The organism is Luteibacter sp. NPDC104163, from assembly GCF_055584245.1.
Genome location: NZ_JBVJMK010000001.1, coordinates 351,806 through 376,103, shown reverse-complemented (window position 1 = coordinate 376,103; position 24,298 = coordinate 351,806). Strand labels below are relative to the sequence as shown.

General features: G+C 67.4%; 26 protein-coding genes. 10 read left to right on the top strand and 16 right to left on the bottom strand.

Annotated features, from left to right (window positions below; translation table 11 throughout):
* Window positions 1–33 precede the first annotated feature (33 nt).
* The 5 genes from ACZ6YI_RS01675 (at window position 34) to ACZ6YI_RS01655 (ending at window position 4,531) form a co-directional block, all read left to right on the top strand.
* Entirely contained in the window at window positions 34–657 is a 624-nt protein-coding gene (locus tag ACZ6YI_RS01675; RefSeq protein WP_465777143.1) for a PepSY-associated TM helix domain-containing protein, read from the top strand.
* 14 nt (window positions 658–671) lie between these two features.
* Window positions 672–1,181, top strand: a complete 510-nt coding sequence (locus ACZ6YI_RS01670) for a DUF2271 domain-containing protein (protein WP_465777142.1) — start codon at window positions 672–674, stop codon at window positions 1,179–1,181.
* 13 nt (window positions 1,182–1,194) lie between these two features.
* A complete protein-coding gene (locus tag ACZ6YI_RS01665) occupies window positions 1,195–2,004 on the top strand; it encodes a DUF4198 domain-containing protein (RefSeq protein WP_465777141.1) in 810 nt (269 codons plus the stop codon).
* 155 nt (window positions 2,005–2,159) lie between these two features.
* Window positions 2,160–3,092 carry an FAD:protein FMN transferase gene (locus ACZ6YI_RS01660; RefSeq protein WP_465777368.1) on the top strand — a complete coding sequence of 311 codons (933 nt, stop codon included), beginning with the start codon at window positions 2,160–2,162 and terminating at the stop codon, window positions 3,090–3,092.
* Complete coding sequence (locus tag ACZ6YI_RS01655) at window positions 3,089–4,531, top strand: sulfite reductase subunit alpha (protein ID WP_465777140.1); 1,443 nt, start codon at window positions 3,089–3,091, stop codon at window positions 4,529–4,531. Before ACZ6YI_RS01660 ends, ACZ6YI_RS01655 begins: the two co-directional genes overlap by 4 nt.
* Window positions 4,532–4,537: 6 nt before the next feature.
* On the opposite strand, the gene ACZ6YI_RS01650 is transcribed toward ACZ6YI_RS01655, so the two are convergent.
* From ACZ6YI_RS01650 to ACZ6YI_RS01625, 6 genes are all read right to left on the bottom strand, one after another.
* The gene (locus ACZ6YI_RS01650; RefSeq protein ID WP_465777139.1) at window positions 4,538–5,281 is read right to left on the bottom strand and encodes a CDP-alcohol phosphatidyltransferase family protein; all 744 of its coding nucleotides are present in this window, start codon (window positions 5,279–5,281) and stop codon (window positions 4,538–4,540) included.
* Entirely contained in the window at window positions 5,272–5,940 is a 669-nt protein-coding gene (locus ACZ6YI_RS01645) for an HAD-IA family hydrolase (RefSeq protein WP_465777138.1), read from the bottom strand. The genes ACZ6YI_RS01650 and ACZ6YI_RS01645 overlap by 10 nt, the downstream gene beginning before the upstream one ends.
* Before the next feature lie 76 nt (window positions 5,941–6,016).
* Complete coding sequence (locus ACZ6YI_RS01640; RefSeq protein ID WP_465777137.1) at window positions 6,017–6,931, bottom strand: hypothetical protein; 915 nt, start codon at window positions 6,929–6,931, stop codon at window positions 6,017–6,019.
* A gap of 14 nt (window positions 6,932–6,945) precedes the next feature.
* Window positions 6,946–7,545 (bottom strand): M56 family metallopeptidase, encoded by a 600-nt coding sequence (locus ACZ6YI_RS01635; protein WP_465777136.1) that lies wholly within the window; start codon window positions 7,543–7,545, stop codon window positions 6,946–6,948.
* Window positions 7,546–7,547: 2 nt separating this feature from the next.
* A complete protein-coding gene (locus ACZ6YI_RS01630) occupies window positions 7,548–7,934 on the bottom strand; it encodes a BlaI/MecI/CopY family transcriptional regulator (protein WP_440329919.1) in 387 nt (128 codons plus the stop codon).
* Between the two features lie 954 nt (window positions 7,935–8,888).
* The gene (locus ACZ6YI_RS01625; protein ID WP_440328256.1) at window positions 8,889–9,287 is read right to left on the bottom strand and encodes an HU family DNA-binding protein; all 399 of its coding nucleotides are present in this window, start codon (window positions 9,285–9,287) and stop codon (window positions 8,889–8,891) included.
* 335 nt (window positions 9,288–9,622) lie between these two features.
* Between ACZ6YI_RS01625 and moaA the strand changes: the two genes are divergently transcribed.
* Genes moaA through ACZ6YI_RS01600 form a run of 5 tightly spaced genes read left to right on the top strand, consistent with a single transcriptional unit; the run spans window position 9,623 to window position 13,481 of the window.
* Window positions 9,623–10,597 (top strand): GTP 3',8-cyclase MoaA, encoded by a 975-nt coding sequence (moaA, locus tag ACZ6YI_RS01620; RefSeq protein WP_465777135.1) that lies wholly within the window; start codon window positions 9,623–9,625, stop codon window positions 10,595–10,597.
* A gap of 17 nt (window positions 10,598–10,614) precedes the next feature.
* The gene (locus tag ACZ6YI_RS01615; protein WP_465777134.1) at window positions 10,615–10,866 is read left to right on the top strand and encodes a MoaD/ThiS family protein; all 252 of its coding nucleotides are present in this window, start codon (window positions 10,615–10,617) and stop codon (window positions 10,864–10,866) included.
* 2 nt (window positions 10,867–10,868) lie between these two features.
* Window positions 10,869–11,354 (top strand): molybdenum cofactor biosynthesis protein MoaE, encoded by a 486-nt coding sequence (locus tag ACZ6YI_RS01610; RefSeq protein ID WP_465777133.1) that lies wholly within the window; start codon window positions 10,869–10,871, stop codon window positions 11,352–11,354.
* Window positions 11,351–12,289 carry a bifunctional molybdenum cofactor biosynthesis protein MoaC/MoaB gene (moaCB, locus tag ACZ6YI_RS01605; protein WP_465777132.1) on the top strand — a complete coding sequence of 313 codons (939 nt, stop codon included), beginning with the start codon at window positions 11,351–11,353 and terminating at the stop codon, window positions 12,287–12,289. Before ACZ6YI_RS01610 ends, moaCB begins: the two co-directional genes overlap by 4 nt.
* Window position 12,290: 1 nt before the next feature.
* Window positions 12,291–13,481: a molybdopterin molybdotransferase MoeA gene (locus ACZ6YI_RS01600; protein WP_465777131.1), complete on the top strand. Its 1,191-nt coding sequence runs from the start codon at window positions 12,291–12,293 to the stop codon at window positions 13,479–13,481.
* 125 nt (window positions 13,482–13,606) lie between these two features.
* Here ACZ6YI_RS01600 and ACZ6YI_RS01595 read toward each other — a convergent pair whose 3' ends face one another.
* From ACZ6YI_RS01595 to ACZ6YI_RS01550, 10 genes are all read right to left on the bottom strand, one after another.
* The gene (locus ACZ6YI_RS01595; RefSeq protein ID WP_440328243.1) at window positions 13,607–13,972 is read right to left on the bottom strand and encodes a hypothetical protein; all 366 of its coding nucleotides are present in this window, start codon (window positions 13,970–13,972) and stop codon (window positions 13,607–13,609) included.
* A gap of 116 nt (window positions 13,973–14,088) precedes the next feature.
* Window positions 14,089–14,742, bottom strand: coding sequence for a ribonuclease HII (gene rnhB / locus ACZ6YI_RS01590; RefSeq protein WP_465777130.1), 654 nt, complete (start codon window positions 14,740–14,742; stop codon window positions 14,089–14,091).
* 12 nt (window positions 14,743–14,754) lie between these two features.
* Window positions 14,755–15,963 (bottom strand): lipid-A-disaccharide synthase, encoded by a 1,209-nt coding sequence (lpxB, locus tag ACZ6YI_RS01585; protein ID WP_465777129.1) that lies wholly within the window; start codon window positions 15,961–15,963, stop codon window positions 14,755–14,757.
* A gap of 5 nt (window positions 15,964–15,968) precedes the next feature.
* A complete protein-coding gene (lpxA, locus tag ACZ6YI_RS01580; protein ID WP_465777128.1) occupies window positions 15,969–16,742 on the bottom strand; it encodes an acyl-ACP--UDP-N-acetylglucosamine O-acyltransferase in 774 nt (257 codons plus the stop codon).
* On the bottom strand, window positions 16,739–17,203 hold the full coding sequence (fabZ, locus tag ACZ6YI_RS01575; protein WP_440328254.1) for a 3-hydroxyacyl-ACP dehydratase FabZ: 465 nt from the start codon (window positions 17,201–17,203) through the stop codon (window positions 16,739–16,741). The genes lpxA and fabZ overlap by 4 nt, the downstream gene beginning before the upstream one ends.
* A 5-nt stretch (window positions 17,204–17,208) precedes the next feature.
* Window positions 17,209–18,237 (bottom strand): UDP-3-O-(3-hydroxymyristoyl)glucosamine N-acyltransferase, encoded by a 1,029-nt coding sequence (gene lpxD / locus ACZ6YI_RS01570; protein ID WP_465777127.1) that lies wholly within the window; start codon window positions 18,235–18,237, stop codon window positions 17,209–17,211.
* A 79-nt stretch (window positions 18,238–18,316) separates the two neighbouring features.
* Window positions 18,317–20,761 (bottom strand): outer membrane protein assembly factor BamA, encoded by a 2,445-nt coding sequence (bamA, locus tag ACZ6YI_RS01565; RefSeq protein ID WP_465777126.1) that lies wholly within the window; start codon window positions 20,759–20,761, stop codon window positions 18,317–18,319.
* Between the two features lie 141 nt (window positions 20,762–20,902).
* Window positions 20,903–22,246 carry an RIP metalloprotease RseP gene (rseP, locus tag ACZ6YI_RS01560; RefSeq protein WP_465777125.1) on the bottom strand — a complete coding sequence of 448 codons (1,344 nt, stop codon included), beginning with the start codon at window positions 22,244–22,246 and terminating at the stop codon, window positions 20,903–20,905.
* A gap of 44 nt (window positions 22,247–22,290) precedes the next feature.
* A complete protein-coding gene (locus ACZ6YI_RS01555; RefSeq protein WP_465777367.1) occupies window positions 22,291–23,469 on the bottom strand; it encodes a 1-deoxy-D-xylulose-5-phosphate reductoisomerase in 1,179 nt (392 codons plus the stop codon).
* Window positions 23,470–23,478: 9 nt separating this feature from the next.
* Entirely contained in the window at window positions 23,479–24,297 is an 819-nt protein-coding gene (locus tag ACZ6YI_RS01550; RefSeq protein ID WP_465777124.1) for a phosphatidate cytidylyltransferase, read from the bottom strand.
* Window position 24,298: the final 1 nt, after the last annotated feature.

Genomic DNA, 24,298 nt, shown 5'->3' with positions numbered 1-24,298 from the left:
GGTTTCCACGCTGGCACAGGGGCCTGACACCGCATGAGCGATACCGTCGACCGGACACGCCGTGCGTTCTGGCTGAAGCACCTGCACCGCTGGCACTGGATCAGCTCCGCCATTTCGCTGGTGGTGCTTTTCATGTTCTCCGTCACCGGCTTCACCCTGAACCACGCCGCGCAGATCGAGGCGACCCCTCGGGTCGTGCGGCATGCGGGCACGCTGGCGCCGGCGACGCTGCAACGCCTCAGCGATCCCGGGCGCAAGTCGGCCCCGGTCGCCACGGCCGTCGCCGATGCCGTGCACGCGCAGACAGGCGCGGACATCGCCGGCCGCGATGGCGACTGGAGCGATGACGAGGTGTACATCTCCCTGCCGCGTCCCGGTGGCGATGCGTGGGTGAGCATCGACCGGGAAACCGGCGAGGTGCAGTACGAATCGACCGATCGCGGCTGGCTTGCCTGGTTCAACGACCTGCACAAGGGCCGCAACACGGGCGCCGCATGGCGCTGGTTCATCGATGTGTTCGCCCTGGCCTGCGTGGTGTTTGCCGTCACCGGCCTGCTCCTGCTCAAGATGCACGCCGCCCAGCGCGGCATGACCTGGCCGCTCGTCGCGCTCGGCTTCGTGCTGCCGCTGGTTGTCGTCCTGCTCTTCATCCACTGACCCAAAGGATTGCCATGCGAAGGCTGCTTCCACTCGCGCTCTGCTTCCTCGCCGCCCCGGTCGCCGCGGCCGACATGAACCTCACCGTCGAGATCCCCACCCTGAAGGTCGCGGAATACCACCGGCCCTACGTCGCGGTGTGGATCGAGCGCGAGGATCACAGCGTGGCCGCCAACCTGGCCGTCTGGTACGACGTGAAGAAGGCCAGTGGCGAAGGCACCAAGTGGCTGAAGGACATGCGCCAGTGGTGGCGCCGCAGCGGGCGCGACCAGACCATGCCGATCGATGGCGTATCCGGCGCCACGCGCCCCGCGGGCCAGCACCAGTTGCGCTTCACCGACGGCAAGGCGCCGCTCGGCACGCTGGCACCCGGGCATTACGAGCTGATCGTCGAGGCGGCGCGCGAAGTCGGCGGCCACGAGACGCAGCGCATCGCCTTCGACTGGCCGGCGAAGTCGCCCATGCACCTCTCCGCGAAGGGCACGGACGAACTCGGCCAGATCACCCTCGATATCAATCCCTGACTGGAGCCATGCCATGAAGCACCTGTTCGTTCGCGCCGCCCTTTGTGCCGCGCTGGTCATGCCGTTCGCCGTGCAGGCGCACAAGATGTGGCTCGTCCCGTCGGCCACCGTGGTCTCCGGCGACGATGCGTGGGTGACCGTGGATGCCGCGGTATCCAACGACCTGTACTACCCAGACCATTTCCCCGCCCAGCTCGATAACCTGGTGATCACCGCGCCGGACGGCAGCCAAGTGAAGCCGGAGAACCCGTGGACCGGCAAGGTACGCAGCGCGTTCGACCTGCCGGTGAAGGAAGCGGGCACGTACCGGATCGCGCTGGTGAACCAGGGGCTGTTCGCGAACTACGAAGTGGATGGGCAGAAGAAGCGCTGGCGCGGCAAGGCCGACGAGCTGAAGGCGGGCATCCCCGCGACTGCGAAGAACGTGCAGGTCAGCGAAATGGCGTCGCGCGTCGAGACCTTCGTGACCCAGGGCAAGCCGGGCGGCGATGCACTGAAGCCGACCGGCAAGGGTCTCGAGCTCGTGCCGGTCACCCAGCCTGGCGATCTCGTCACGGGTGAAAAGGCGACGTTCCAGCTGTTGCTCGATGGCAAGCCGGCCGCGGGCCTCAAGGTCACCGCGATCAACGGCGCCACGCGCTACCGCAACGCGCAGGAAGAGCAGGACACGCAGACCGACAAGGATGGCCGCTTCACCTTCGCCTTCGCCAACCCCGGCATGTACTGGGTCAATGCGAACACGGAAGACAAGAAGACCACGGTGAAGGAAGCGACGCAGCGCCGCGTGGCCTACACCGCGACGCTCGAAGTGCTGCCGCAGTGACAGCTTATCGGTGTGGGCGCGCGCTCGCGCGCGATGGGTGCTCGCCGCAGCCCCGTCGCGCGCAAGCGCGCTCCTACATCGGTCTCGCCCTGTTGCTCTGGTTCGTCTGCCTCTCGGCCACCGCCACCGACGTCCGCCGCTTCGAAGGCGAGACGATGGGCACGACGTGGTCGGTGAATGCGGTGCTGCCCGCGCACGCCGACGAACGGCAGATCGAGCACGGCATCCAGGCCGAGGTCGACCGCGTCGTCGCGCAGATGAGCACGTATGAACCGGACTCCGACCTGAGCCGGTTCAACCGTGCACCGGCGGGTACATGGCAGGTGTTGCCGCCCGAGTTCTACGGCGTGTTGCGTTACGCGTTGTCGCTCGCGAAGGATTCCGGTGGTGCCTACGATCCGACCGTCGGCCCGCTGGTGAACCTGTGGGGCTTCGGTCCTGACAAGCGCCCGCGCGATCCTCCCGGCGCCGCGGAACTGGCCGCGGCGCAAGCGCGGGTCGGCTGGCAACGCATCAAGCTCGACGACGCTACCCACCGCGCCTTCCAGCCCGGTGGCGTGTACGTCGACCTGTCGTCCGTCGCCAAGGGCTTTGGCGTCGACCAGGTCGCACGGTTCCTCGATACGCAGGGTGTGAAGGCGTACCTCGTCGAGGTGGGTGGCGAGTTGCGCGCCCACGGGCGCAAGCCGGATGGCAGTGCATGGCACGTGGGGATCGAACGCCCCGGTGCGGCAAGCGCGGCCGTGGATAGCGTCGATGAGGTCGGCCGCATCGTATCGCTCGACGACAAGGCCATCGCCACCTCGGGTGATTACCGGCACTTCTTCGAATCCGGTGGCAAGTTCTATTCGCACCACATCGATCCGCGCACCGGCAACCCGGTGGCACACCGGATCGCATCGGTAAGCATCCTCGCCGGCGATTGCATGCACGCCGATTCCCTCGGTACGACGATGACCGTGCTCGGGCCGGAGGAAGGCATGGCGTACGCGAAGGAACACGGGCTTGCCGTGTTGTTCGTCCTGTACACGGCGGATGGCAGGTTCGAAGAGCGCACGTCCCCCGCATTCGCCGCGGCGGTGAAATGAAAAGCACCGCCGGCCAGCTGGCGATCGGCGCGGGTCTTGTGTTCGCCGCGCTGCTGGCGGCGTGCTGGCATGACTTTTCCGGCCAGCACCTTGGTTCGCCTGCGCACGTCGCCATGGCCGGCGCCGCGTTCGCGACCTGGTCGGCATGGGCGCTCGCCGCCGCCTGGCCACGCCGGCGCAACGCGTCGCAGGCAGCGCATGAGGGCGGTGGCCTGCTCGTGGTCCACGCATCGCAGACGGGGTTCGCCACCGAGCTTGCCGAGCGCACGGCGACGGCGCTCCGCGAGGGTGGCGTAAGCGTCGATTTGCGCGATATCGCATCGCTATCCCTGGGCGACCTTGCCTCGGCGCAGCGCGCCCTGTTTATCGCCAGCACGACCGGCGAGGGTGATGCCCCGGATATCGCAACGTTGTTCCAGCGCGACGTCATGCGCACCTCGCCCGACCTGCATCACCTGGTGTATGCCGTGCTGGCGCTCGGCGATCGTGATTACGATGATTTCTGCGGCTTCGGGCGCGAGCTGGATCACTGGCTGCGCACGCACGGCGCCACGCCCGCGTTTGACCGCGTGGATGTGGATAACGGGGACGAAGGCGCCCTGCGCCACTGGCAACGGCAGGTCGCCCAGCTGACCGGCGCAGGCGAGCAGCCCGAGTGGTCCCGGCCCGCCTACCAGCCCTGGCGCCTGCAGGCGCGGCAGCTGTTGAATCCGGGCAGCGTCGGCGCCCCGTGTTTCCACGTGGCGCTCTTGCCCGACGATCCGGCAAACATGCGCTGGGACGCCGGCGACGTCGTGGAGATCGGCCCGCGCAAGGCGCGCGGCGATGCGGTGGTCCTGCCGCATCGCGAATACTCCATCGCCTCCATCCCCGCCGATGGCTCGCTGCACCTCGTGGTACGCCAGCAACGCGGCGCGGACGGCATGCTGGGTAGCGGATCGGGCTGGCTCACGGCCCTGGCGGAAGAGGGCGACGCCATCGACCTGCGCGTGCGTCGCAACCCCGGGTTCCACGCCCCGGGTGACGACCGGCCGGTGATCTTCGTCGGCAACGGCACGGGTATCGCGGGCCTGCGCGCGCTGCTGAAAGCTCGGATCGCCGGCGGACACCGGCGGAACTGGCTGCTGTTCGGCGAACGCCACGAACAGGTGGATCGCCTGCATGTCGATCAGCTGGAGCAATGGCGCGACAGTGGCGAACTGGAACGCCTGGACCTGGTCTGGTCGCGCGACGCACGCGGGCCGCGCTATGTGCAGGAACGCCTGCGTGCCGCGGCGGATACCGTGCGGCGCTACGTGGCGGAAGGGGCCTCGATCTACGTGTGTGGCAGCCTCGCAGGCATGGCACCCGGCGTGGATGCCGCGCTGCGCGAGATCCTCGGCGAGCCCATGGTCGATACGCTCGCCACGACGGGTCGCTACCGTCGTGACGTCTACTGATTTACATCAGCGCGGCCGCCGCGGGCCGCGGGGACGGCGCAGGCGACGCAGCAGGAGCCATATGGCCGTAAGCGGCCCTGACAGCGCGTAGACCACCAGATAGGCGTAGACCGACCACGGCGAGGCCCAGATCGAGCCGATGACGAAGATCGCACCGATGACGACGGTGGTGGCGTTCAGGCGCAGCTTGAGCGACTTGCTGCTCAGGTAGCGGAACGGGCTGATCATCGAGGCGGCAAGCACGAACAGCATCGCGTTGATCACGTGCTGCATGGTCTCCGGTGGCCACGTAGCGCCGCTGTAGCGTCCGATGACGATCAGCAGCACGACCAGCGACGCGGCCGACGGCGTGTTCAGGCCAAGGAAGATCGACTTGTCCTTCTGGACGTTGAACATGGCCAGGCGGACGACCGCACAGGCGCAGAAGGCGATCTGCGCGGGCAGGAACACCTCCGCGCCGATGGAGCGCAGGTACACATCCGCCACGACGACGGGCGCCACGCCAAACGCGATGGCGTCGGAGAGGCTATCCAGCTGCGTGCCCAGGTCGCTCGATTTCCCGGTCTTGCGCGCGACGAAACCATCCGCGCCGTCGCAGACCAGGCAGGCGATGAACAGCGTGCCGAGGTAGGCCAGTTCGCCGGACAAGGCGCGGCTGATGATGAGGATGGCGCAGGTCAGCGACGAGAGCGTGATGAAGTTCGCCGCCGTGACCAGGTTCTCGTAAGGTGCGCGGAGTTTCAGCTGCATAGCAGGCGTACCTTGCCGTCGTGGATGCCGTCGAAGCGCAGCGCGGTCAGGTCGGTGACCCATTCCACCCCGGGCGTGAGTTCTTCTGGATGGTCGCCGGCGATCGCTACGACCCGCGCGCCTGCCGAGATGCCCGCTTCGATGCCTGCCTTCGCGTCTTCGAACACGAGACACGCCGGGGCGGCCGCGCCCATGCGTTCCGCGCCGAGCAGGTAGGCGTCTGGCGCCGGCTTGCCGCGCTCGACTTCTTCGCCCGTGACCATGCGCGGCGGCGGCACGATGCCCGCCGCGCCGAGGCGCGCCTTCGCCAGCACGAGGTCGGCGGAGGTCACGATGGTCCAGCGATCCGGGGGCAGGGCGGCGAGGAGCTCGAGGGCGCCGGGGATCGGCACGATGCCGTCCACGTCTTCCACTTCCTCGCGGTAGAGGCGCTCGTAGACGGCGTCGACATCCTGGCCAGCCATCGGCGCGAACTCGCTGATGGAGTCGTACATGCGCACGCCGTGCAGGCGCGGCAGGACGTAGTGCCAGTCCAGCCCGACTTCGTCGCACCAGCGCTTCCAGATTTTCTCGACGACGACGCGCGAATCGATCAGCGTGCCGTCCATGTCGAAGAGCAAGGCCTGGGCCTCGAGCACCTGGCCAGGTAGGAGCCGCATGTTGCCTCCGGGGAGCGAAAGGGGCACCGCAGGATGTGCGGTAAGCCCCTCACGATACCGGAGTGCGGCGCGTGCGTCAGTTGACCCTGGTCAGGGCGTGGTTGCGGCGCGCCTCGGCGAGGACGGCCTGGACCTGGTCGTTGGCCTTGCGGGCCTGCTCGGCGATCGCACGGTTCCACTCGGCTTCGCTGCGGCCGTGCATGGCTCGCTCGCGGGCTACTTCGCCCATCTGCCGGCCGATTTCGCCCTGCTCGCGGCCGATCTCGCTATGTGCACGGGCGTATTCAGGGTTACCGGCGTGGCCCGATTGCGATTCGGCGATCGCAAGCTGGGACTGCCGCTCGGAGAGTTTGGCCATCTGCTCGCTGAGCAGCGCCTGGCGCTGGTCCAGCTCCGCCGCGCGCTTCGGGTCGATCGGCTGCTGCAGCGGCGCGGGGCCGCCCTTCCAGGTGTTCTCGTAGATCGCGCGGATCCGGGCCAGGTAGCTCGGGTCGCGCAACTCCCAACGGCCGTCTTCGTTGCTGATCTCGACGTAACCATTCCGCTCGTCGATCGTCTGGTAATGGCGCTCGCCGTGATCGCCGGTCGAGCTGTACGACGAATGCAGGTGGTCCGCATCGGCGACGGGCGGCGCTGGCGGTGCGGGTGGAGCAGGCGGTGCGGCAGGCGCTTTCGGTGCGGCGGGTGCCTCCGGCGCGGGCGGCGCGGGCGGCGCAGGTGGGTACGTGATCAGCGCCGGCGTGCCGGGCGAGCCGTGCTTGTCCATGCTGATGCGCATGGCATTGGCCGGCACGGCTTGCTTGTCGACGACAACGGCGACGGCGGGCGCGACGGGCCTGGGTGCCGCCACCGGTTCTGCCGCTGCGGTCGGCGTATTCACCTGCGACGCCGCGGCGACGACACGCCAGGGCAGGGCGGCGGCAAGGGCGAGCGATGCAACGATGAGCGTTGTGATGACGCGTGGGCGAGCGTCCTGCGACTGACCGAGCATATCGAGTCTCCTTTTCAGGATGCGGCACGTTCGTCATCGCCAAACGTATCGTCCAGCGGCAACAGGATCGTCGGGCGCAACAGGCCCACGACCTGCGGTGAATCCACCTCGGCCGAGACGGCGAGGCGTGGCGAACGGCGCAGCCCGAGCGCACGTGCACGCTGGGCGCAAAGCGTCTCCAGGCGCACATCGTCGTGGGGCAGGGAGCGGGCGACCACGCCAGCGATGCGCCGCCACCGCACGAAGCCGACCGCCGCCTGGACGAGCACGAGCAACGCCCACGCAGCCAGCAGCACAGTGGCCCACGACCATTGCCCCGCAGTGAGCGGCTCGGGTGAAGGCATGTCGGTGATGCTCATCACCAGGGGTACGGCCGGGTCGTTCGAGACGATGACGGTGGGTGCGGCGACCGGTAACAGCGGCAGTTCGATCGTGCCGGGAACACATAGGCCCACGACCATCTGTGCACCGACGAGCCACCACATCCAGGACCGCGTCGCTGCGCTGAGCGTGGGCAGGAAGCGGCACAGCGTCCAGATGAACGCAGTGAACAGCAGGGTCTGTACGGAGGCCGCGGCGAGTCGTGCGAACAATGTATCCAGGAGGATATCCATGGTCAGCGTCCCTTGCGCTTCGATTGCAGTTGCCCGACGAGGGCCTCGAGTTCGGCGAGTTCGCTGTCGCTGACCTGGCCGCGTTCGGCCATCCATGCGACGAAGGGGGAGACGGAGCCCTGCAGGGTGCGCTCCACGAAACGGGCGACGGCGCCGGTCATGACTTCACCGGATTCGCCGGTGACGCTGTACCGGAACGACCCTTCGGCCTTGCGCCGCGCGAGGTAACCCTTCGCGCGGAGCCGTTCCATCATGGTGAGCACGGTGGAGCGCGCGAGCCCGCGCGGCTCGCCGTACCCGGCGCACACCTCGGCGACCGAGCTCTTCGGCGCTTCCTCGATGTACTGCAAAAGGGCGAGTTCCTGATCGCCGATCGACTTCTTCGCCACGGTGACGCTCCTGACTACAGATGTAGGCAGAATGCGCCTGACTACATTTGTCGTCAAGTGCTTTGTCGCTTGATGATCGTCTCGCTCCGGCGGCAATCGGTTCATTCGCTGGGGCGAATGCGTGTACTGAGCGGCTTGCGCCGCCTTAGGCTGGGTGCGTCGCCGGGGTCGGGATCGGTCAGGCCCTGGCGGCCGCCAGGCGCGGACCGTCGGACCGGGCCGTAGCTCCCTTGTCGCGAAACGCGTTGCCTCACGCGGCCCTCCGCTCATGTCGGCCGCCAGGGCCTGCCCGCTCCCGAGTCGACACGCTTCGTTTCGTGCGGCACAAGCCGGTACACCGAAGCCGCGCCCCTTGTGGGAGCGCGCTTGCGCGCGATAGGCCAACGAAGCGGTGATGTCGCATGCCGGCAAACACTACGCGCGCTCAGCATACGGTACGCACGGAAGCCCTCCCGGCGATGCGATAACGGCTTATGCCGTCGCCATCACGCCGCCGCAGATCAAACGACAGCCACGCACGCGAGAAGGCCCGCCGCCTCGTCGCTCCGTTGGCCCATCGCGCGCAAGCGCGCTCCCACAGGCGAGTTGCTACACGTTACGGGCTCTCCCGCCGAGAACCTCAGCGCTCGGGGCGCGGGTGGGCAGGCCCTTGGGGCCGACATGAGCGGAGGGCCGCCAATCGCAGCGATTTGCGCGTCGAGGGATCTACGGCCCGGTCCGAAGGTCCGCGCCTGGCGGCCCCAAGGGCCTGCCCACCCGCAGCATCCTCAGCCTACAGGGCGAGGCGGCGTCAGCCGCTGGTCACACGCATTCGCGCCAGCGAATGAACCGATTCGAAAGCGCGGTGTAGTACTCGGCCTCGTGCTTCCGCGAAGAACAAAAAAAGCCCCCGCCAGGGGCGGGGGCTTTCGGGTACCTCGTCGATCCGCGGCGGCTTCAAGCCACCGCGAAAGATCAGGCGGCCGCGTCCTTGAGCTTCTTCAGCGGACGGACCTTGACCTTCACCGAGGCGGGCTTGGCAGCGAACCAGCGCTCTTCACCCGTGAACGGATCCTTGCCCTTGCGCTTCGGCTTGGCAGCCACGGCAACGGAGGTGATCTTCAGCAGGCCCGGCAGCGTGAAGGTGCCAGCGCCCTTCTTGTGGACCGAAGCGCTGATCGCGCCTTCGAGCGAGGCCAGGACGGCCTTGACGCTCTTCGAGTCCACGCCGCTCTGCTCGACGATGTGCGAGACGAGCGACGACTTCGACAGCGGATCCTTGATCGGCTTCAGCGCGGCAGGTGCCTTGGCAGCCTTGGCGGGAGCCTTGGCGGCGGCCTTCTTTGCCGCCGTTTTTTTGGAAGTGGCCATGATATTCCTTGTCACTAAGATCGAATGAGGCGGCCCTTGAAGGCCGGTGCCCAGCGGGCGACTCACTCTAGCGTTGCTTTCGTCCGCTGAAAATAGGGTCGGAGAAGATTTTTCGTATCCGATGCACCTTTTTTTCAGGGTCCGCGTGACGCGCTGCGGAAAATCCGCCGCCACGGCGGTCCCGATGAACGCCGCGGCATGACTTCTGGCAAGGGTCCGTGCGTGTCCCAGCCAACCCGTGCAAGGCGCGGCCGGCCGTTCTCTGGCACGATGTGGCGTGAAGGAAAGGGTGGTTTATGACACGCCCGTATTAACAGGCCTGCGGTTACCTTACGTCCATGTCCCCACTGATCGACAGCCACGGCCGTACCAAGCGCAAGTTGCGGATCTCACTGACGGATCGCTGCAACTTTCGCTGCACGTACTGCATGCCAGAGCACCCGGACTGGCTACCGCGCGCGAGCCTCCTTGATCGCGGTGAAATCCTGCGCCTGGCGGGCCTGTTCGTCGACCAGGGCATCGAACAGATCCGGCTGACTGGCGGTGAGCCGCTGCTCCGGCGGGACCTCGTGGAATGCGTGAAGGCAATCGACGGGCTGCGCGGGCGCGGGTTGCGCCGCATTTCCATGACCACCAACGCATCGCGTATCGCGCCGGTCGCGGCCACCCTGGTCGCTGCGGGTGTCGACGACTTCAATGTGAGCCTGGATGCCGTGGATCCAGCGATTTTCCGCCAGATGACGAAGCGGGAGATCGCGCCCGTCCTCGATGGCATCCAGGCCCTGGCTGACGCGGGCGCCGCGGTAAAGATCAACGCGGTCGTGGTGCGCGGCGACAACGAACACCAGGTCGTGCCCTTGCTGGAATGGGCCATGGCCCGCCAGCTGCCGCTCCGTTTCATCGAGTACATGCCGCTGGATGCTCCCGGCCACTGGCGACGCGATGCCGTGGTCAGCGAGGCCGACATGCTGGCGGCGATTTCGGCGACGCACAGCGTCGAGACTTTGCCGCGCGCCAACGATCCGGCGTCGCCGTATCGGGTGGATGGCCATTACCCGCTGGGCATCATTTCGACCGTATCGCATCCGTTCTGCGCGAGCTGCGATCGCCTGCGGCTCACCGCCACCGGCGAGCTGTTCACCTGCCTGTTCTCGCCGGTCGGGACGCCGCTCGGCGCGCGGATGCGTGAAGGCCTCGACGACGAAACGCTGGCCGCGACGGTCCGCCGCGCGGTATGGCTGAAGGAGGCCGGCTACGCGGCGCGCCCCGGCCCGGTCGATCGTCCGATCACCATGCACGCCATGGGCGGCTGACCCCACCCGAGAGACCCATGAACCCCATAACCTTTGAACTCTACGCCAACCTCGAAAGGCTGGCCGGTACGCGCGAAGTCACGGTGGATGCACCGGCGGATGCGCGCACTATCGGCGATGCGGTGACGCTGCTCGCCGGCGCGCACCCGGAGTTGGCCGCGTCGCTCGACCGTTGCGCCTGCGTTTCCGGCGACACGATCGTGCGCCGCGCGGATGCCTTGCCTGCGGACCGGCGCATCGCGCTGCTGCCGCCGGTTGCCGGGGGCTGACGATGGCGCATCCCGTTCTCTCCCACGAGCCCGTCGCCATCGAGCCGCTGCTCGAGCTGGATACGCACCCGGAGTGCGGCGGCCTCGCCATGTTCGTTGGCACCGTCCGCGACCACCATGACGGCCGTTCCGTCCTGCGCCTGGTCTATACGGCGCACGAGCCGCTGGCGGAAAAGGTCATCCGCGACGTCGAGGCCGAGGCCCGCCGCCGCTTCAGCGTGCCGTATGTGCGCATCGTCCACCGCCTGGGAGACCTTGGGATCGGCGACATCGCCATCGCCTGCGTGGTGCGGGCGCCGCACCGTGCGGAAGCGTTCGAGGCCTGCCGCTATGTCGTGGACGCCGTGAAACATGGCGCGCCTATCTGGAAGGAAGAGTTCTACGCGGACGGCAGCAGCGCGTTCGTCGAAGGCTGCTGCATCCGCGATGACCTCGATGAACCGGCGCCCCACGCGCACCGCCACCACTCGCATACGAGCCACGGATGAAAGACGTCAGCCAGAAGCCGGATTCGAAGCGCGTTGCCCGCGCCACCGCCACCCTGCATGCCCCCGCCCATTGCATCGCGCTGCTGCGCAGCGGCGAGACGGAGAAGGGCGACGCACTCAAGACGGCGCGCGTTGCCGGCATCCTCGCGGCGAAACGCACGGATGAGCTGATCCCGCTATGCCACCCGCTGCCGATCCACCGCGCCGATGTCACGTACGAACTGGCGGAAACCTCGGTGCGCGTGATCGCCGAGGTGGAGACGATCGGGCCGACCGGCGTGGAGATGGAGGCGCTCACGGCGGCCAGCCTGGCCGCGCTCACGCTTTACGACATGCTCAAGCCGTACGCCGAGCCCGAGGAGCTGCACATCGAGGATTGCCGGCTCGAGCGCAAGCTGGGCGGGAAATCGCATTACCGGCGCACGCTGGCGCAGCCACGAAGCGCGGCGGTCATCGTGCTCTCCGATACCGTCGCCAGCGGTGCGAAGCCGGATACCGCGGGAACCTTCGTACGCGATGCGCTCGAAGCGGCGGGATTCAACCCGATCGAATACAGCGTGCTCCCCGATGACGCGCACGTGCTGGCAAGCCACCTGCGTACGCTTCGCGAGCGCCAGGTAGCCCTCGTGATCACCGTGGGTGGCACCGGCCTGGGGCCGCGCGACATCACCGTGGACACGGTGAAGCCCATGCTCGACGTGGAAATCCCGGGGATCATGGAGACGGCGCGCGCCTTCGGCCAGCAGCGCATGCCGTTCGCCATGCTCTCGCGCGGCGTGGCGGGCTACGCCGGCGAAACCCTGGTCCTCACCTTCCCGGGCAGCCGCGGCGGTGCCAGCGAGTCGCTCGCTGCCACGTTGCCGGGTCTCATCCACCTGATCGAAACGGGCCGCTCCGGTGGCCGTCACCCGGGCGGTTACGGGGAGGCGGGCTGAGATGGCGCTGCTGCCGTTGCAGGAAGCGTTCGCGCGGTACCGCGAACACGTCATGCCGCTAGGTACGCAGCGCGTGCCCGTGGAACTCGCGCTGGGCGCGGTCCTTGCCGAATCGCCGTGCGCGCGCATCGCGCTGCCGCGGTTTACCCAGAGTTCGCTGGATGGTTATGCCATCCGCAGTGAAGACGGCGACCGGCTGCGTACGCTGGTCGGCACCGCGGCTGCCGGTGAGCCCGCCGGCGTCACCGTCGGTCCTGGCCAGGCCGTGCGTATCTTCACCGGTGGCTTGCTGCCGCAGGGGGCGGATGCCGTGGCGCGCCAGGAGATCGTCGACCGTGATGGCGATGAAATCTCCCTGCGCGAAGTGGTTCCCGCAGGCGAGGGCGTGCGCTACGAAGGCGAGGAACTGGTCGAAGGCGCACCGATCGCCCAGGCCGGCCAGCGTGTCACGGCGGGCCTCCTCGCGGCGCTTGCCATGGCCGGGATCGACAGCGTGGACGTGCGCAGGCGCCCCCGCGTGGCGGTGCTGGTGACCGGTGACGAAGTGGTGCGCGTGGGTGAGGAACTCCCGCCGGCGAAGGTGTATGACGCGAACGGTCCGCTGCTGCGGGCGTGGTTCGTGGAGAACGGCTACGGCGAGCCGGTCGTCGCTTACGTGCCTGACGACGAGGCCGCGCTGGAGGAATCGATGAGCGCCGCGCTGGACAGCGCCGATATCGTGGTGACCAGCGGCGGCGTATCCGTCGGCGACCGCGACTACGTTCCGCTCGTGGCCGACCGGCTCGGCGTACGCAAAGTGTTCTGGAAAGTGGCACAGAAGCCCGGCAAGCCGCTGTGGTTCGGCGTGCGCGATGGCAAGGTGCTGCTCGGCATGCCGGGAAATCCGGCGGCGGTGCTGGTCTGCCTGGCGGTGCATGCACGTGCCGTGCTTGCCCGGCTGGAGGGAGAGACCGCGGTGCAACCAGCGTGGCGCCAGGGTGTGCTCGAGGGTGCCGTCGACGCCGACGGCGAGCGTGACCGGCTGGTGCGGATGGCCCTGGATATGGGCGATGGCACGGCGCGGCTGGCGCTGTTGCCCCGACAGGATTCACACATGCTCAGCAACCTGGCGTCGGCACACGCGCTGGTGTGGCTGCCATCACGCGCTAGCGCGTTCCAACCCGGCGACAAGGTCGCCTGGATCGCATTGTAGGAGCTCACCCTAAGGGTTGTGGGAGCGAGCTTGCGAGCGATGGCGCCGCGAAAGAGCATCGTTCGCAAGCTCACTCCCACAAGCCGTCGCCCACAGGGTGGGCTCCTACATAGCAAAAGCCGGTATTACCAGGCCTTCACGTCCGACACGACGACGGTGTAGTCCGACATGTCCGGCGAGTAACGGAACAGGCGGCCGAGGTCGAAATCGACGCTCTTGCCCGGTTCGATGTTCGAGGTGCCTGCCGGCCAGCCCTGCTTGCTGGCGATGACCTTGCCCGAGGCGTCCTTCGCGTCGATGCGAACCTGCGCGGCGGCGGCTTCGGTGCACTTGTTGACGAGGTTGCCCTTCATGCTGAAGCGCGGCTGGCCCGAGCCCTGCTGCAGCTTTACGGCGAAGCCGTCGATGGCGAAATCCTTGGCGGCGCACGCGGCCTGCGCGGACAGCGGGGCGGCGAGCATCAGCACGGCGGCGATGGCGATCTTCTTCATGGTAGTCCCTGTTTCGATGGCTAAAGCGGACGCCCGTGTGTGTGGGGGGCGTTAGCTGGGCTATCGGCCATGCCGACGGGGACTTTAGGCTTTGCCGCGTTCGCGGCCCGATCCGTTCAGGTAGCTACGGCAAACAGGTCGGCGATGGGCTCGCCCAGGCCTTCCGGTTCGAACCAGCGTTTCACGGGGGCAAAGCTGCGCCGGTGGGCGTCGCAGGGGCCCAGCCGGTCCAGTGCTTCCATGTGCTCGGGCACGGCATAGCCCTTGTGCTTCGCGAAGCCATAGCCCGGGTGCACGCTGTCCAGCGCCTTCATGTGCCGGTCGCGACTGACCTTGGCCAGGATGGAGGCCGCGCTGATCGCCGGCTCGGTGGCATCGCCGCCGATGACCGCCTGCGCCGTGCAGGGCAGGGTGCGCGGCAGCCGGTTGCCGTCGACCAGGGCCATGGTCGGGGCGAGGGACAGTCCCATGAGGGCGCGCGTCATGCCCACCATGGTGGCCTGGAAGATATTGATCGCGTCGATCTCCTCGCGCTCGACGAAGATGACGCTGTAGGCGAGGGCGCGCTCGATGATGCGGGCGTAGAGCTTTTCGCGGGTGGCCTCATCGAGCTGCTTCGAGTCGTTGAGGCCACGGATGACCCGCGCCGGGTCGAGGATGACGGCGGCGACGACGACCGGGCCTGCCAGCGGCCCGCGGCCGGCCTCGTCCACGCCCGCGACGACGAGGTCGGGGCTGAGCTGGCGGGTGATGTTCGTCTTGCGCGGCATGGGGGTGGAAGCCTAGTGCGCGCCGCCCGTGGCAGGCAAGGCGGGCGTCTTCACGAAATCGGCCACGGCATCCGCCGCATGGTCGGCGGCACGGCCCTCGAGGCCGCCGCGCAGCGCCTGGTGGAGGAATTCGAAGGCCGCGACGATCGCGCCACGCCGTTCGCTATCGCCAAGCATGTCCAGCGTCGCGGCGGCGAGGTTCTCCGCCGTGCAGTCGTCCTGCATGTATTCCGGCACCAGCAGCTTGCGGCCAAGGCCGCAGGCGCGCCCGAGGATGTTGGGCAGGGCGTAGACGTCGGTCTTCAGCATGCGCAGCGCTTTCGCGATGCGGTAGCTGGTGGGCGATACCCGGTAGCCCACGACCATGGGCCGCTTGGCCAGCATGGCCTCGAGCGTGGCCGTGCCGGAGGCGAGCAGCACCGTGTCGGCGGCCAGCATGGCTTCGTGGGAGTGCCCGTCGGTGAGCAGCGGCGGCGTGCCCGGGAAGCCCGCCAGGAGCCCGGCCAGGCGCGCATGCACGCGCTCATTGGCAGCGGGCACCACGATGCGCAGGTTCGGCATGGCTTCGGCCACGCGTCGGGCGGCATCGATGAAAATAGCCCCGATGCGCTCGATTTCGCTGGGGCGGCTGCCGGGCAGCACGGCCAGGACCGGTGCATCATGCGGCAGGCCCAGCGCATCGCGGGCGCCGGCGCGGTCGGAGACCATGGGGAAGGTATCGGCCAGCGGGTGGCCGACAAAGCGGGCGTCGACGCCGTGGTTCGCGTAGATCGGCGGCTCCATCGGGAACAGGCACAGCACGCGGTCGGCCGACTGGCCGATTTTTTCCGCCCGCTTTTCCCGCCAGGCCCACACCGATGGGCTTACGTAGTGCACCGTGCGCAGCCCTGCAGCCTTGAGCTTGCGCTCCACGCCGAGGTTGAAGTCGGGTGCGTCGATGCCGATCGTGACGTCGGGGCGTAGATCCAGCAGGCGTTGCACCAGCGCCTTGCGCAGTTTCAGCAGGCGCGGGAGGTGCTTCACGACCTCGGCGAAGCCCATGACCGAAAGTTCGCGGATATCGAACCAGGATTCAAAGCCACGGGCCATCATGCGCCGGCCACCGATGCCCACGAAGCGCGCGCCGGGGTAGCGGGCGCGCAGCGCGTCGAGCAGGTCGGCGCCGAGCTGGTCGCCGGAATCCTCACCGGCGACCAGGGCGATGACAGGAGCGTCGTTCACTTCGCTCACCGCGCGAGCGAGCGCTCGCTACGGTCGAGGAACTCGAGCATCTGGCGCACGTCCTCGCTGGTTTCAGCCAGGGTGACCAGTTGCTCGCGCGCTTCGGCCAGCGGCAGGCCCGCCATGTACAGGGTGCGGTAGGCGCGCTTGATCGACGCGATGCGCGCCGTATCGAAGCCACGGCGCTTGAGGCCCTCGCTGTTGATGCCGCGCGGGCGGCCGCGCGTCTCGTTGGCCATCATGACGAACGGCGGTACGTCGGAGCCCACCAGGCAGCCCATGCCGATGAACGCGTGCGCGCCCACCTTGCAGAACTGGTGCACGCCGGAATAGCCGGACATGATCGTCCAGTCGCCGATCTCGGCGTGGCCGGCCAGTGCCGAGTAATTCGAGAACACGACGTGGTTGCCCACCTGGCAGTCGTGCGCGATGTGCACGTAGGCGAGCAGCCAGTTGTCGTTGCCGATGCGGGTGATGCCGCCGCCGTCCCCGGTGCCACGATTGATCGTGACGAATTCGCGGACGAGGTTGCGGTCGCCGATGATGACCTCGGTGCGCTCGCCCTGCCACTTCTTGTCCTGTGGCGGACCGCCGATGGACGCGAACTGCATGATGCGATTATCGCGGCCGATCACCGTCGGGCCTTCGATCACCACGTGCGGACCTACGCTGGTGCCCTCGCCGATGACGACGTCGGCACCGATGATGCTGTACGCACCGATGCTGACGTTATCCGCGACCCGCGCGGACGGATCGATCTGCGCGGTCGGGTGGATCATTTGTCGTTCCTCGCCGCGCACATGAGCTCGCAGCAGGCGACGATGTCACCATCGACGTAGGCCTTGGCTTCGAACAGGCCCATGCCGCGGATGAGGCGCTTGAGCGAGACCTTCATCACCAGCTGGTCGCCCGGCGATACCACGGCCGAGAAGCGGGCGTTGTCGACCTTCACCAGGTAGAACAGCGGGCTGCCGCTCGCACCATCGAGCTGGCTGGTGATCTGGGTGAGCAGGCCGGCGGTCTGCGCCATGGCCTCGACGATGAGCACGCCCGGCATGACCGGGTGGCCCGGGAAATGACCCTGGAAGAACGGCTCGTTGATCGTGACGTTCTTGATCGCCGTGATGGTCTTGCCCGGGTCGATCTCCGTCACCCGGTCCACCAGCAGGAACGGGTAGCGGTGCGGCAGGAGCCGCTGGATCTGTTCGACATCCACCGGGAGCGTCACGGCAGCTTTCATTTCGGTCATTGCCCTTTGTCCTTTTCCAGCGCCGACAGGCGGCGCGCAAACTCATCTAGGTGTTTCATTCGCGCCGCATTGCGCCGCCACTGGCGGTTTTCCTGCAGCGGGGAACCCGACGAGTATTCGCCCGGTTCCCGAATGGATGCCGTCACCAGGCTCTTGGCCGTGATGGTAACGCGGTCGGCCACCTCGAGGTGCCCGAGGATGCCCGCGTTGCCGCCGATGAGGCAGTAACGGCCGATTTTCGCACTACCTGCCACCGCCGAGCACCCTGCCATGGCCGTATGGGCGCCGATATGCACGTTATGGGCGATCTGGATCTGGTTATCCAGGCGCACGTCTTCCTCGAGCACCGTGTCTTCCAGGGCGCCGCGGTCGATGGTCGTATTCGCGCCGATTTCACAGTCATCGCCGATGCGCACACCGCCAAGCTGGGGCAGCTTCACCCAGTGATCGCGGTCGAACGCGAGACCGAAGCCATCCGAGCCGATGACCGCGCCGGGGTGGACAAGGACGCGCTTGCCCAGGGTGACCCGGATCACCAGCGTGACGCGCGCCACGAGCCGGGAGCCCGCGCCCACGACGCAACCGGGGCCGATCGTGCAATGCGGGCCCAGGATCGCGCCCTCTTCGATGACGGCGCCGTCTTCCACGACGCAGCAGGGGCCGATGCTGGCCGTCGGGTGGACGCGGGCCGAGGGCGCCACGACCGCGCTGGCATGGATGCCGCGGGGCGCGTCGCCGGTGTGTTCGAACAGCGCGGCGATCTTCGCGTAAGCCACGTAAGGGTCTTTCGCGACCAGCGCGGCGCCGGCGCGCAGGGGCAGGGCATCGGCGTTCAGGACAACGATGCCGGCCTGGGTTTCCGCCAGCTGCGACGTGTATTTGGGGTTCGACAGGAACGTGAACTGCGAGGACGTGGCGGCGGCGAGCGTGCCGACACCATCCACGGTCGTGGACGGATCGCCGTGCGCCTCGAGGCCGAAGCGTTCGGCGAGTTCGGCGAGGGTGTAGTGGGGATTGCCGCTCACGGGGGACTCCCAAAAGAGAAGGGGTGGCAGGGGATAAGCCTGCCACCCCGGGATTGTACAAACGGCGACGCCGGGATTTTTAGAGCTGGCTGCCGAACGTGAACTGGATGCGCTCGACGAAGCGGTTGTCGCCATCCTGCTTACGGAACGGCACCGCGAAGTTGATGATCAGCGGGCCGATCGGCGCCTGCCACTGCAGCGACAGGCCGGTCGAGGCGCGCAGCTCGCTGGCCTTGAACGTCGAGTAGCTCTGGTAGACGTTACCGACGTCGACGAACCAGGACACGCGGGCGGTGTTCACATCCTTCAGGAACGGCAGCGGCAGGAAGACCTGCGCCGTACCGAGCGTCTTGAACGCGCCACCGACCGGCTGGCCGTAGCTGTAGTAGCCACCCGTACACTGGTTGCGCTTGTCCGGCGCGGAGCTGGCGCTGCCACCGTCGCAGAGGCGGGGACCCAGGGTGTTGTCCTGGAAGCCGCGGACGTCACGCACACCACCGGCGTAGTAGTTCTCCCAGAACGGGAACTCCACCTTCTGGCCCTTGGTGTAGAGCTTGACCGGGTTGCCGTTAGCGTCGAGACGGATCTGGCCGGTCGCCGGATCGATGTCGTAGCCGTCGTGGTCGTACTTCTGGCCGTAGGTGTTGCCGTAACCGACCTGGCCATCGAGGTAGAGCACGAAACCCTTGCCGATCGGCCAGTAGTGGTTCGCTTCGGCGAAGATCTTGTAGTACTGCACGGTGGAGCCGGGCAGGGCACCCGAGATCGACAGCGACAGCTGGCCACCGCGCGTCGGCGCCCAGTAGCTGTTGCGGGTGTCGTGGGTGTAGCCAAGGCTCGAGGTCCACGAGTGGATCGTCTTGTTGCCCAGCGCGTCCTGGTAGGCCACGAGCTGGCGCGGCGTGTAGAACGAGCTGTTGATCAGGTTCGAGCTGATGCCGAGGCTGGTCGAAAGCGAATCGAAGTCGGTGATGGGGATCGACAGCGTGCTTTCGAACGACTTGGTGCTGTACGTGTAGTTCGCGAGATCGGTATCGCCGTAATCGAGCTTGCTGTAACCGAGGTTATAGCCCAGCGCGATGCCCGAATCCGTGAGGTACGGGTTCACGTAGCTGGCGTTCACGCGCTTGTAGTACGTGCTGGTTTCCGCGCCGATCGAGAAGCGATCGCCGGTACCCATGAAGTTGTTCTGCGAGACCGACGCCGACAGGATGATGCCGGAGTACTGCGAGTAGCCCACGCCGAACATCAGCGAACCGGCGGACTGCTCCTCGACCTTCGCGGTGAGGTCGACCTGGTCGACGGTACCGGGGACGAGCTGCTTGTCGATGTCGACCGTCTTGAAGAAGCCGAGGCGCTGCAGGCGGGTCTTCGAACGATCGATGGCGCCCTGCGAATACCACGCGCCTTCGAGCTGGCGCATTTCGCGGCGGAGCACCTCGTCTTCCGTGCGGGTATTGCCCTGGAAGACCACGCGGCGCACGTACACGCGCTTCCCCGGTTCGATGAACAGGGTGAGGTCGGCGGTGCGCTTGTCCTTGTCGAGCTTCGGCACCGGCGTGACCTTGGCGAAGGCGTAACCGATGTTGGCGAGGATCGCCTTGATGGCGTCGCTCGATGCTTCGATGGCGGCGCGGTTGAACGTATCGCCCTTGTGGATGTAGACCAGCTTGCGCAGCGTGTCTTCCGGCAGGATCAGTTCACCGAGCAGCTTCACGTCGGAGACGGTGTAGACCTCGCCTTCCTTGACGCTGGCGTCGACGTACATGGCGCGCTTGTCCGGGCTGATCGCCACCTGCGTGGAATCGATGCCGAAATCGGCGTAGCCGCGGTTCATGTAGTAGTTGCTGAGCTTTTCCAGGTCGCCCGAAAGCTTCTCGCGCGAGTACTGGTCGTCCTTGGAGTACCAGGACAACCAGTTGGACGTGTTCGATTCGAAGCCGTCGCGGATCTGCTTGTCCGTGAACGCCTTGTTGCCGACGACGTTGATCTCCTTGATCTTGGCGGCCTTGCCTTCGCGGATCTCGATATCGATGGCGACGCGGTTGCGATCCAGCTGGGTGACGTGCGGATCGACCGACACGTTGTACTTGCCGCGGTTGTAGTACTGGCGGATGAGTTCCTGCTGCACGCGGTCGAGCGAGAGCCGGTCGAAGGTTTCACCCTCGGCGAGGCCGATCTCCTTCAGGCCCTTGCGCAGGTCTTCTTCCTTGATGTCCTTGTTGCCACGCAGGGTGAGCTTGGCGATGGCCGGGCGCTCGATGACCTTGACGACCAGGATGTCACCTTCGCGGTTGACTTCCACGTCGCTGAAGAACTTGGTCTGGTACAGGGCGCGGATGGCGGCCTGCACCTTGTCATCGCTGACGGTGTCGCCCTTCTCGATCGGCATGTAGCTCAGCACCGTGCCCTGCGCAATGCGGGTCAGGCCGTCGATACGGATATCCGAAACGACAAACGGCTCGAACGCAAGCGCATTGGCGGACAGGGAGGCAAGCAGGATCAGGGCGGCGATACGCTTCATCGTCGATTCCAATGGGTTAATTCCAGTCAACGGCGGACGAGGCCGGTGACCGAAGAGGAGCACGTGCCGGACTCATGCCCGGCATCGTCTGGCCATGGGAGCTGACGCCCCCGCAGCCTGGGTAAAGAAGGTGCGCGCCCGTCACGAAACGAGCATGCGCTGGATGTCGTTGAAAAACGCCAACCCCATCAGTGTGAACAGCAGGGCGAGCCCGACGTACTGGCCGGCGATCATGGTGCGTTCGCTGACCGGGCTGCCTTTGACCAACTCAATAAGGTAATACAGCAGGTGTCCCCCGTCCAAGACGGGGATCGGCAGCAGGTTCAAGATCGCAAGACTCAGCGACACCAGCCCCAGGAAGTTGAGGAACCAGCCGAGCCCCTGGTTGGCCGCGCTGTTGGCGACCTGGGCGATGCCGATGACGCCCGAGATGTTCTTCGCTGAAGCCTGGCCGGAGAGCATCTTGCCGATCATCCCCAACGTGGAGGTCGTGCCGGCCCATGTGGCGCGCAGGGACTCGGTCAGGGCGCGGCCCGGCCCGTAGCGCAGCATGGCGGACTCGAGCGGCTTGCCGGCGATGCCGACCAGCCAGCGCGTGGGCTGCCCCTGCTCGGACTTCATGCGCGCCGTTACGTCGACGCTGGAGGCGTGGCCATCGCGCTCGATGCCGAGCGCGAGCTTCGGCGATTTTGCGGCCTGGTCCTGCACGAGTTTCGTAAACGCGGCGAAATCGTCCACCGGCTGGCCGTTGACCTGGGTGATGCGGTCGCCCGGGCGCAGGCCGGCGACGGCCGCCGGATCGCCAGGCACCACTTCGCTGATGACCGCCGGCGGCGACTCGAGGTCGAGGCCCAGCTCGCGGAAGCGCTTGCCGGCATCGCCGAAGGCCAGGTTCTGCACGGGCAGGACCACGTTGCGCTCGCTGCCATCGGTGCCGCGGACATGCACCGGCACGGGCTCGTTGCCGAGCAGGCCGTTGAAGAGGATGTCGGTGGCGTCGCTCCAGGTGGAGACGCGCGTGCCATCGACCGCAAGCAGGCGATCGCCCGCGTGGATGCCGGCGACGGCGGCGGGGGTGCCCGGCGCGGCCGAGATGATCGGCGCGAGGTCAGGGCGGCCCACCATGTACATGGCCCAGAACGCGACGATGGTGAAGACGAGATTGAAGACCGGGCCGGCGGCCACGATGGCGATGCGCTTCCAGACCGATTTGCCGGTGAATTCCTGGCCGCGCTCGCTCTCGGGCACGTCGCCCTCGCGGGCATCCAGCATCTTCACGTAACCGCCGAGCGGGATGGCGGCGATCTGGTATTCGGTACCGTCCTTCGCGACACGGCGCCACAGCGGCCGGCCGAAGCCCACCGAGAAACGCAGGACGCGCACGCCACAGCGGCGGGCGACCCAGTAGTGGCCGAATTCGTGGAAGGTCACCAGGACGCCAAGCGTCACCAGCAGCCAGAACACGGAACCAAGGAATGGGCTCATCGGAGGGGGCGGGTCTCGAGAAAAAACGTTTGGGTGGAACGAGTTTAGCAGTAAGCGCGGTGAAGCACGCCCCGGGCGGCCCGCCGGGCTTCAGCGTCACGCCCGACAAGGGTCTGGACATCGACCACTGGATTGGCCGGCAGTTCCTCAAGAACCCGCTCAACGACCTCTGCGATGCCCAGGAAGGGCAGGGTCCCGGCCAGGAAGGCGTCCACGGCCACTTCGTTCGCCGCGTTCAGGATGGCCGTGGCGTCTCCGCCGGCGCGGAGAGCCGCGAATGCCAGGGCGAGGCAGCGGAAGGTGTCCAGGTCCGGCTGTTCGAAGTCGAGGCGCGCATGGGCGGCCAGGTCGAGCGGAGCGACCCCGGCCTCGATCCGCTCGGGGTAGGCGAGCGCGCAGGCGATCGCGGTGCGCATGTCCGGGTTGCCGAGCTGGGCCAGCACGGAGCCGTCCACGTAATCGACCATGGAGTGGACGAGGCTCTGCGGGTGGACGACCACGTCGATCGCATCCGCTGGCGCGCCGAACAGGTGGTGCGCCTCGATGACCTCGAGGCCCTTGTTCATCAACGTCGCCGAATCGACCGAGATCTTCCGGCCCATCGACCACTTCGGGTGTGCGCACGCCTCATCCGGCGTGATCGCGCCGAGTTCGGCGCGCGTGCGGCCGCGGAACGGACCACCCGACGCGGTCAGGATCAGGCGACGGACGCCGGCGCCTGCAAGGCCAGGGCGGCCGCCGGGCAGGCACTGGAAAATGGCGTTGTGCTCGGAATCGACCGGGATGAGGTCGCCGCCGCCCTCGCGCAGGGCCTGCAGCAGCAGTTCCCCGCCCATGACGATGGATTCCTTGTTCGCGAGCAGCAGGCGCTTGCCCGCGCGGGCTGCGGCCAGGGTCGAGTCGAGTCCCGCCGCGCCTACGATGGCAGCGACGACGGTGTCGCAGAGTGGTCCGGCCGCCGCGGCGGTCACCGCATCGGCACCGGAGGCAATCTCGCAGCGCACGCCGGCAGCCGCGAGCCGGCGGGCCAGGTCGGCTTCCATGGAGGGATCGGCGACGATCGCCAGGTCGGGACGGAACCGCTCGCAAAGCTTCGCCAGCGCCTCCGTGCCGCGGTTCGCGACGAGGATGCTGGCGCGAAAACGGTCCGGATGCCGCGCGATGACATCGAGCGTGCTGGTGCCGATCGATCCGGTGGCGCCCAGGACCCCAACCTGGCGGATGCCCATGGCTTACAGGCCCAGCAGGAGCTTGCCGGCCGCGAAGATCGGCAGGGCGGCGAAGACGCTGTCGAGGCGGTCGAGGAGACCGCCGTGGCCCGGGAACAGGCTGCCCGAATCCTTGACTGACGCATGGCGCTTCATGAGGCTTTCGAACAGGTCCCCCACGACGGCGACGGCGACGGTCAGGAAGCCCAGGATCACCAGCCCGACGAGCTGGCCGCCCGACTGGACGCCAAGCATCAGGCCACCAAGCAGCGCGACGAGGCCGCCGGCGACGACGGCGCCGTACACGCCCGCCCAGGTCTTGCCTGGGGATATACGGGGAGCGAGCTTGCGCCGGCCAAAGTAGCGGCCGCTGAAGTAGGCGCCGGTATCGGCGGCCCACACGATGACCAGGGCGAGCAACGTCCACCAGTGCCCGCGTTCGCTGGCATGGATATCGGTCGCGGAGGCCAGCGCCGGCACGATGACCAGCAGGCCGGCACCGAGCTTCAGCATGCGGTTTTCGCTGTTGGGCGCCGCGGCGAACGTGAAGTGACGGAGCCAGAAGCAGCAGGCGATCCACCAGGCCACGCCCGCGAAGGTCAGCGCGGCAAGCAGGCCTGGCGTGCGCACGAGCAGCAGCACCACGAACACGGCCGCCGCGGCGACGGCAACGGCGGCGCGGCTCGCCCGCGTACTGAACCCGGCCAGCTGCGCCCATTCCCAGGCCGCGCCGACGAAGACGATGGCGACCATCGCGGCAAAGAAGCCGGTGGGCGGCAGCAGGATGAGGGCGAGTACGACCGGAAGGAGGATCGCCGCGGTAATGATGCGTTGCTTCAGCATG

Excerpts from the sequence above, each read along its gene's own strand:
- moaA (WP_465777135.1), top strand. The coding sequence starts at position 9,623 with ATGTCCCCACTGATCGACAGCCACGGCCGTACCAAGCGCAAGTTGCGG.
- ACZ6YI_RS01595 (WP_440328243.1), bottom strand. The coding sequence starts at position 13,972 with ATGAAGAAGATCGCCATCGCCGCCGTGCTGATGCTCGCCGCCCCGCTG.
- ACZ6YI_RS01665 (WP_465777141.1), top strand. The coding sequence starts at position 1,195 with ATGAAGCACCTGTTCGTTCGCGCCGCCCTTTGTGCCGCGCTGGTCATG.
- ACZ6YI_RS01635 (WP_465777136.1), bottom strand. The coding sequence starts at position 7,545 with ATGGATATCCTCCTGGATACATTGTTCGCACGACTCGCCGCGGCCTCC.
- lpxA (WP_465777128.1), bottom strand. The coding sequence starts at position 16,742 with ATGATCCACCCGACCGCGCAGATCGATCCGTCCGCGCGGGTCGCGGAT.
- ACZ6YI_RS01650 (WP_465777139.1), bottom strand. The coding sequence starts at position 5,281 with ATGCAGCTGAAACTCCGCGCACCTTACGAGAACCTGGTCACGGCGGCG.
- rseP (WP_465777125.1), bottom strand. The coding sequence starts at position 22,246 with ATGAGCCCATTCCTTGGTTCCGTGTTCTGGCTGCTGGTGACGCTTGGC.
- ACZ6YI_RS01670 (WP_465777142.1), top strand. The coding sequence starts at position 672 with ATGCGAAGGCTGCTTCCACTCGCGCTCTGCTTCCTCGCCGCCCCGGTC.
- fabZ (WP_440328254.1), bottom strand. The coding sequence starts at position 17,203 with ATGAAAGCTGCCGTGACGCTCCCGGTGGATGTCGAACAGATCCAGCGG.
- ACZ6YI_RS01610 (WP_465777133.1), top strand. The coding sequence starts at position 10,869 with ATGGCGCATCCCGTTCTCTCCCACGAGCCCGTCGCCATCGAGCCGCTG.
- ACZ6YI_RS01615 (WP_465777134.1), top strand. The coding sequence starts at position 10,615 with ATGAACCCCATAACCTTTGAACTCTACGCCAACCTCGAAAGGCTGGCC.
- bamA (WP_465777126.1), bottom strand. The coding sequence starts at position 20,761 with ATGAAGCGTATCGCCGCCCTGATCCTGCTTGCCTCCCTGTCCGCCAAT.
- ACZ6YI_RS01550 (WP_465777124.1), bottom strand. The coding sequence starts at position 24,297 with ATGCTGAAGCAACGCATCATTACCGCGGCGATCCTCCTTCCGGTCGTA.
- ACZ6YI_RS01655 (WP_465777140.1), top strand. The coding sequence starts at position 3,089 with ATGAAAAGCACCGCCGGCCAGCTGGCGATCGGCGCGGGTCTTGTGTTC.
- ACZ6YI_RS01675 (WP_465777143.1), top strand. The coding sequence starts at position 34 with ATGAGCGATACCGTCGACCGGACACGCCGTGCGTTCTGGCTGAAGCAC.
- ACZ6YI_RS01645 (WP_465777138.1), bottom strand. The coding sequence starts at position 5,940 with ATGCGGCTCCTACCTGGCCAGGTGCTCGAGGCCCAGGCCTTGCTCTTC.
- moaCB (WP_465777132.1), top strand. The coding sequence starts at position 11,351 with ATGAAAGACGTCAGCCAGAAGCCGGATTCGAAGCGCGTTGCCCGCGCC.
- ACZ6YI_RS01600 (WP_465777131.1), top strand. The coding sequence starts at position 12,291 with ATGGCGCTGCTGCCGTTGCAGGAAGCGTTCGCGCGGTACCGCGAACAC.
- ACZ6YI_RS01640 (WP_465777137.1), bottom strand. The coding sequence starts at position 6,931 with ATGCTCGGTCAGTCGCAGGACGCTCGCCCACGCGTCATCACAACGCTC.
- rnhB (WP_465777130.1), bottom strand. The coding sequence starts at position 14,742 with ATGCCGCGCAAGACGAACATCACCCGCCAGCTCAGCCCCGACCTCGTC.
- ACZ6YI_RS01660 (WP_465777368.1), top strand. The coding sequence starts at position 2,160 with ATGGGCACGACGTGGTCGGTGAATGCGGTGCTGCCCGCGCACGCCGAC.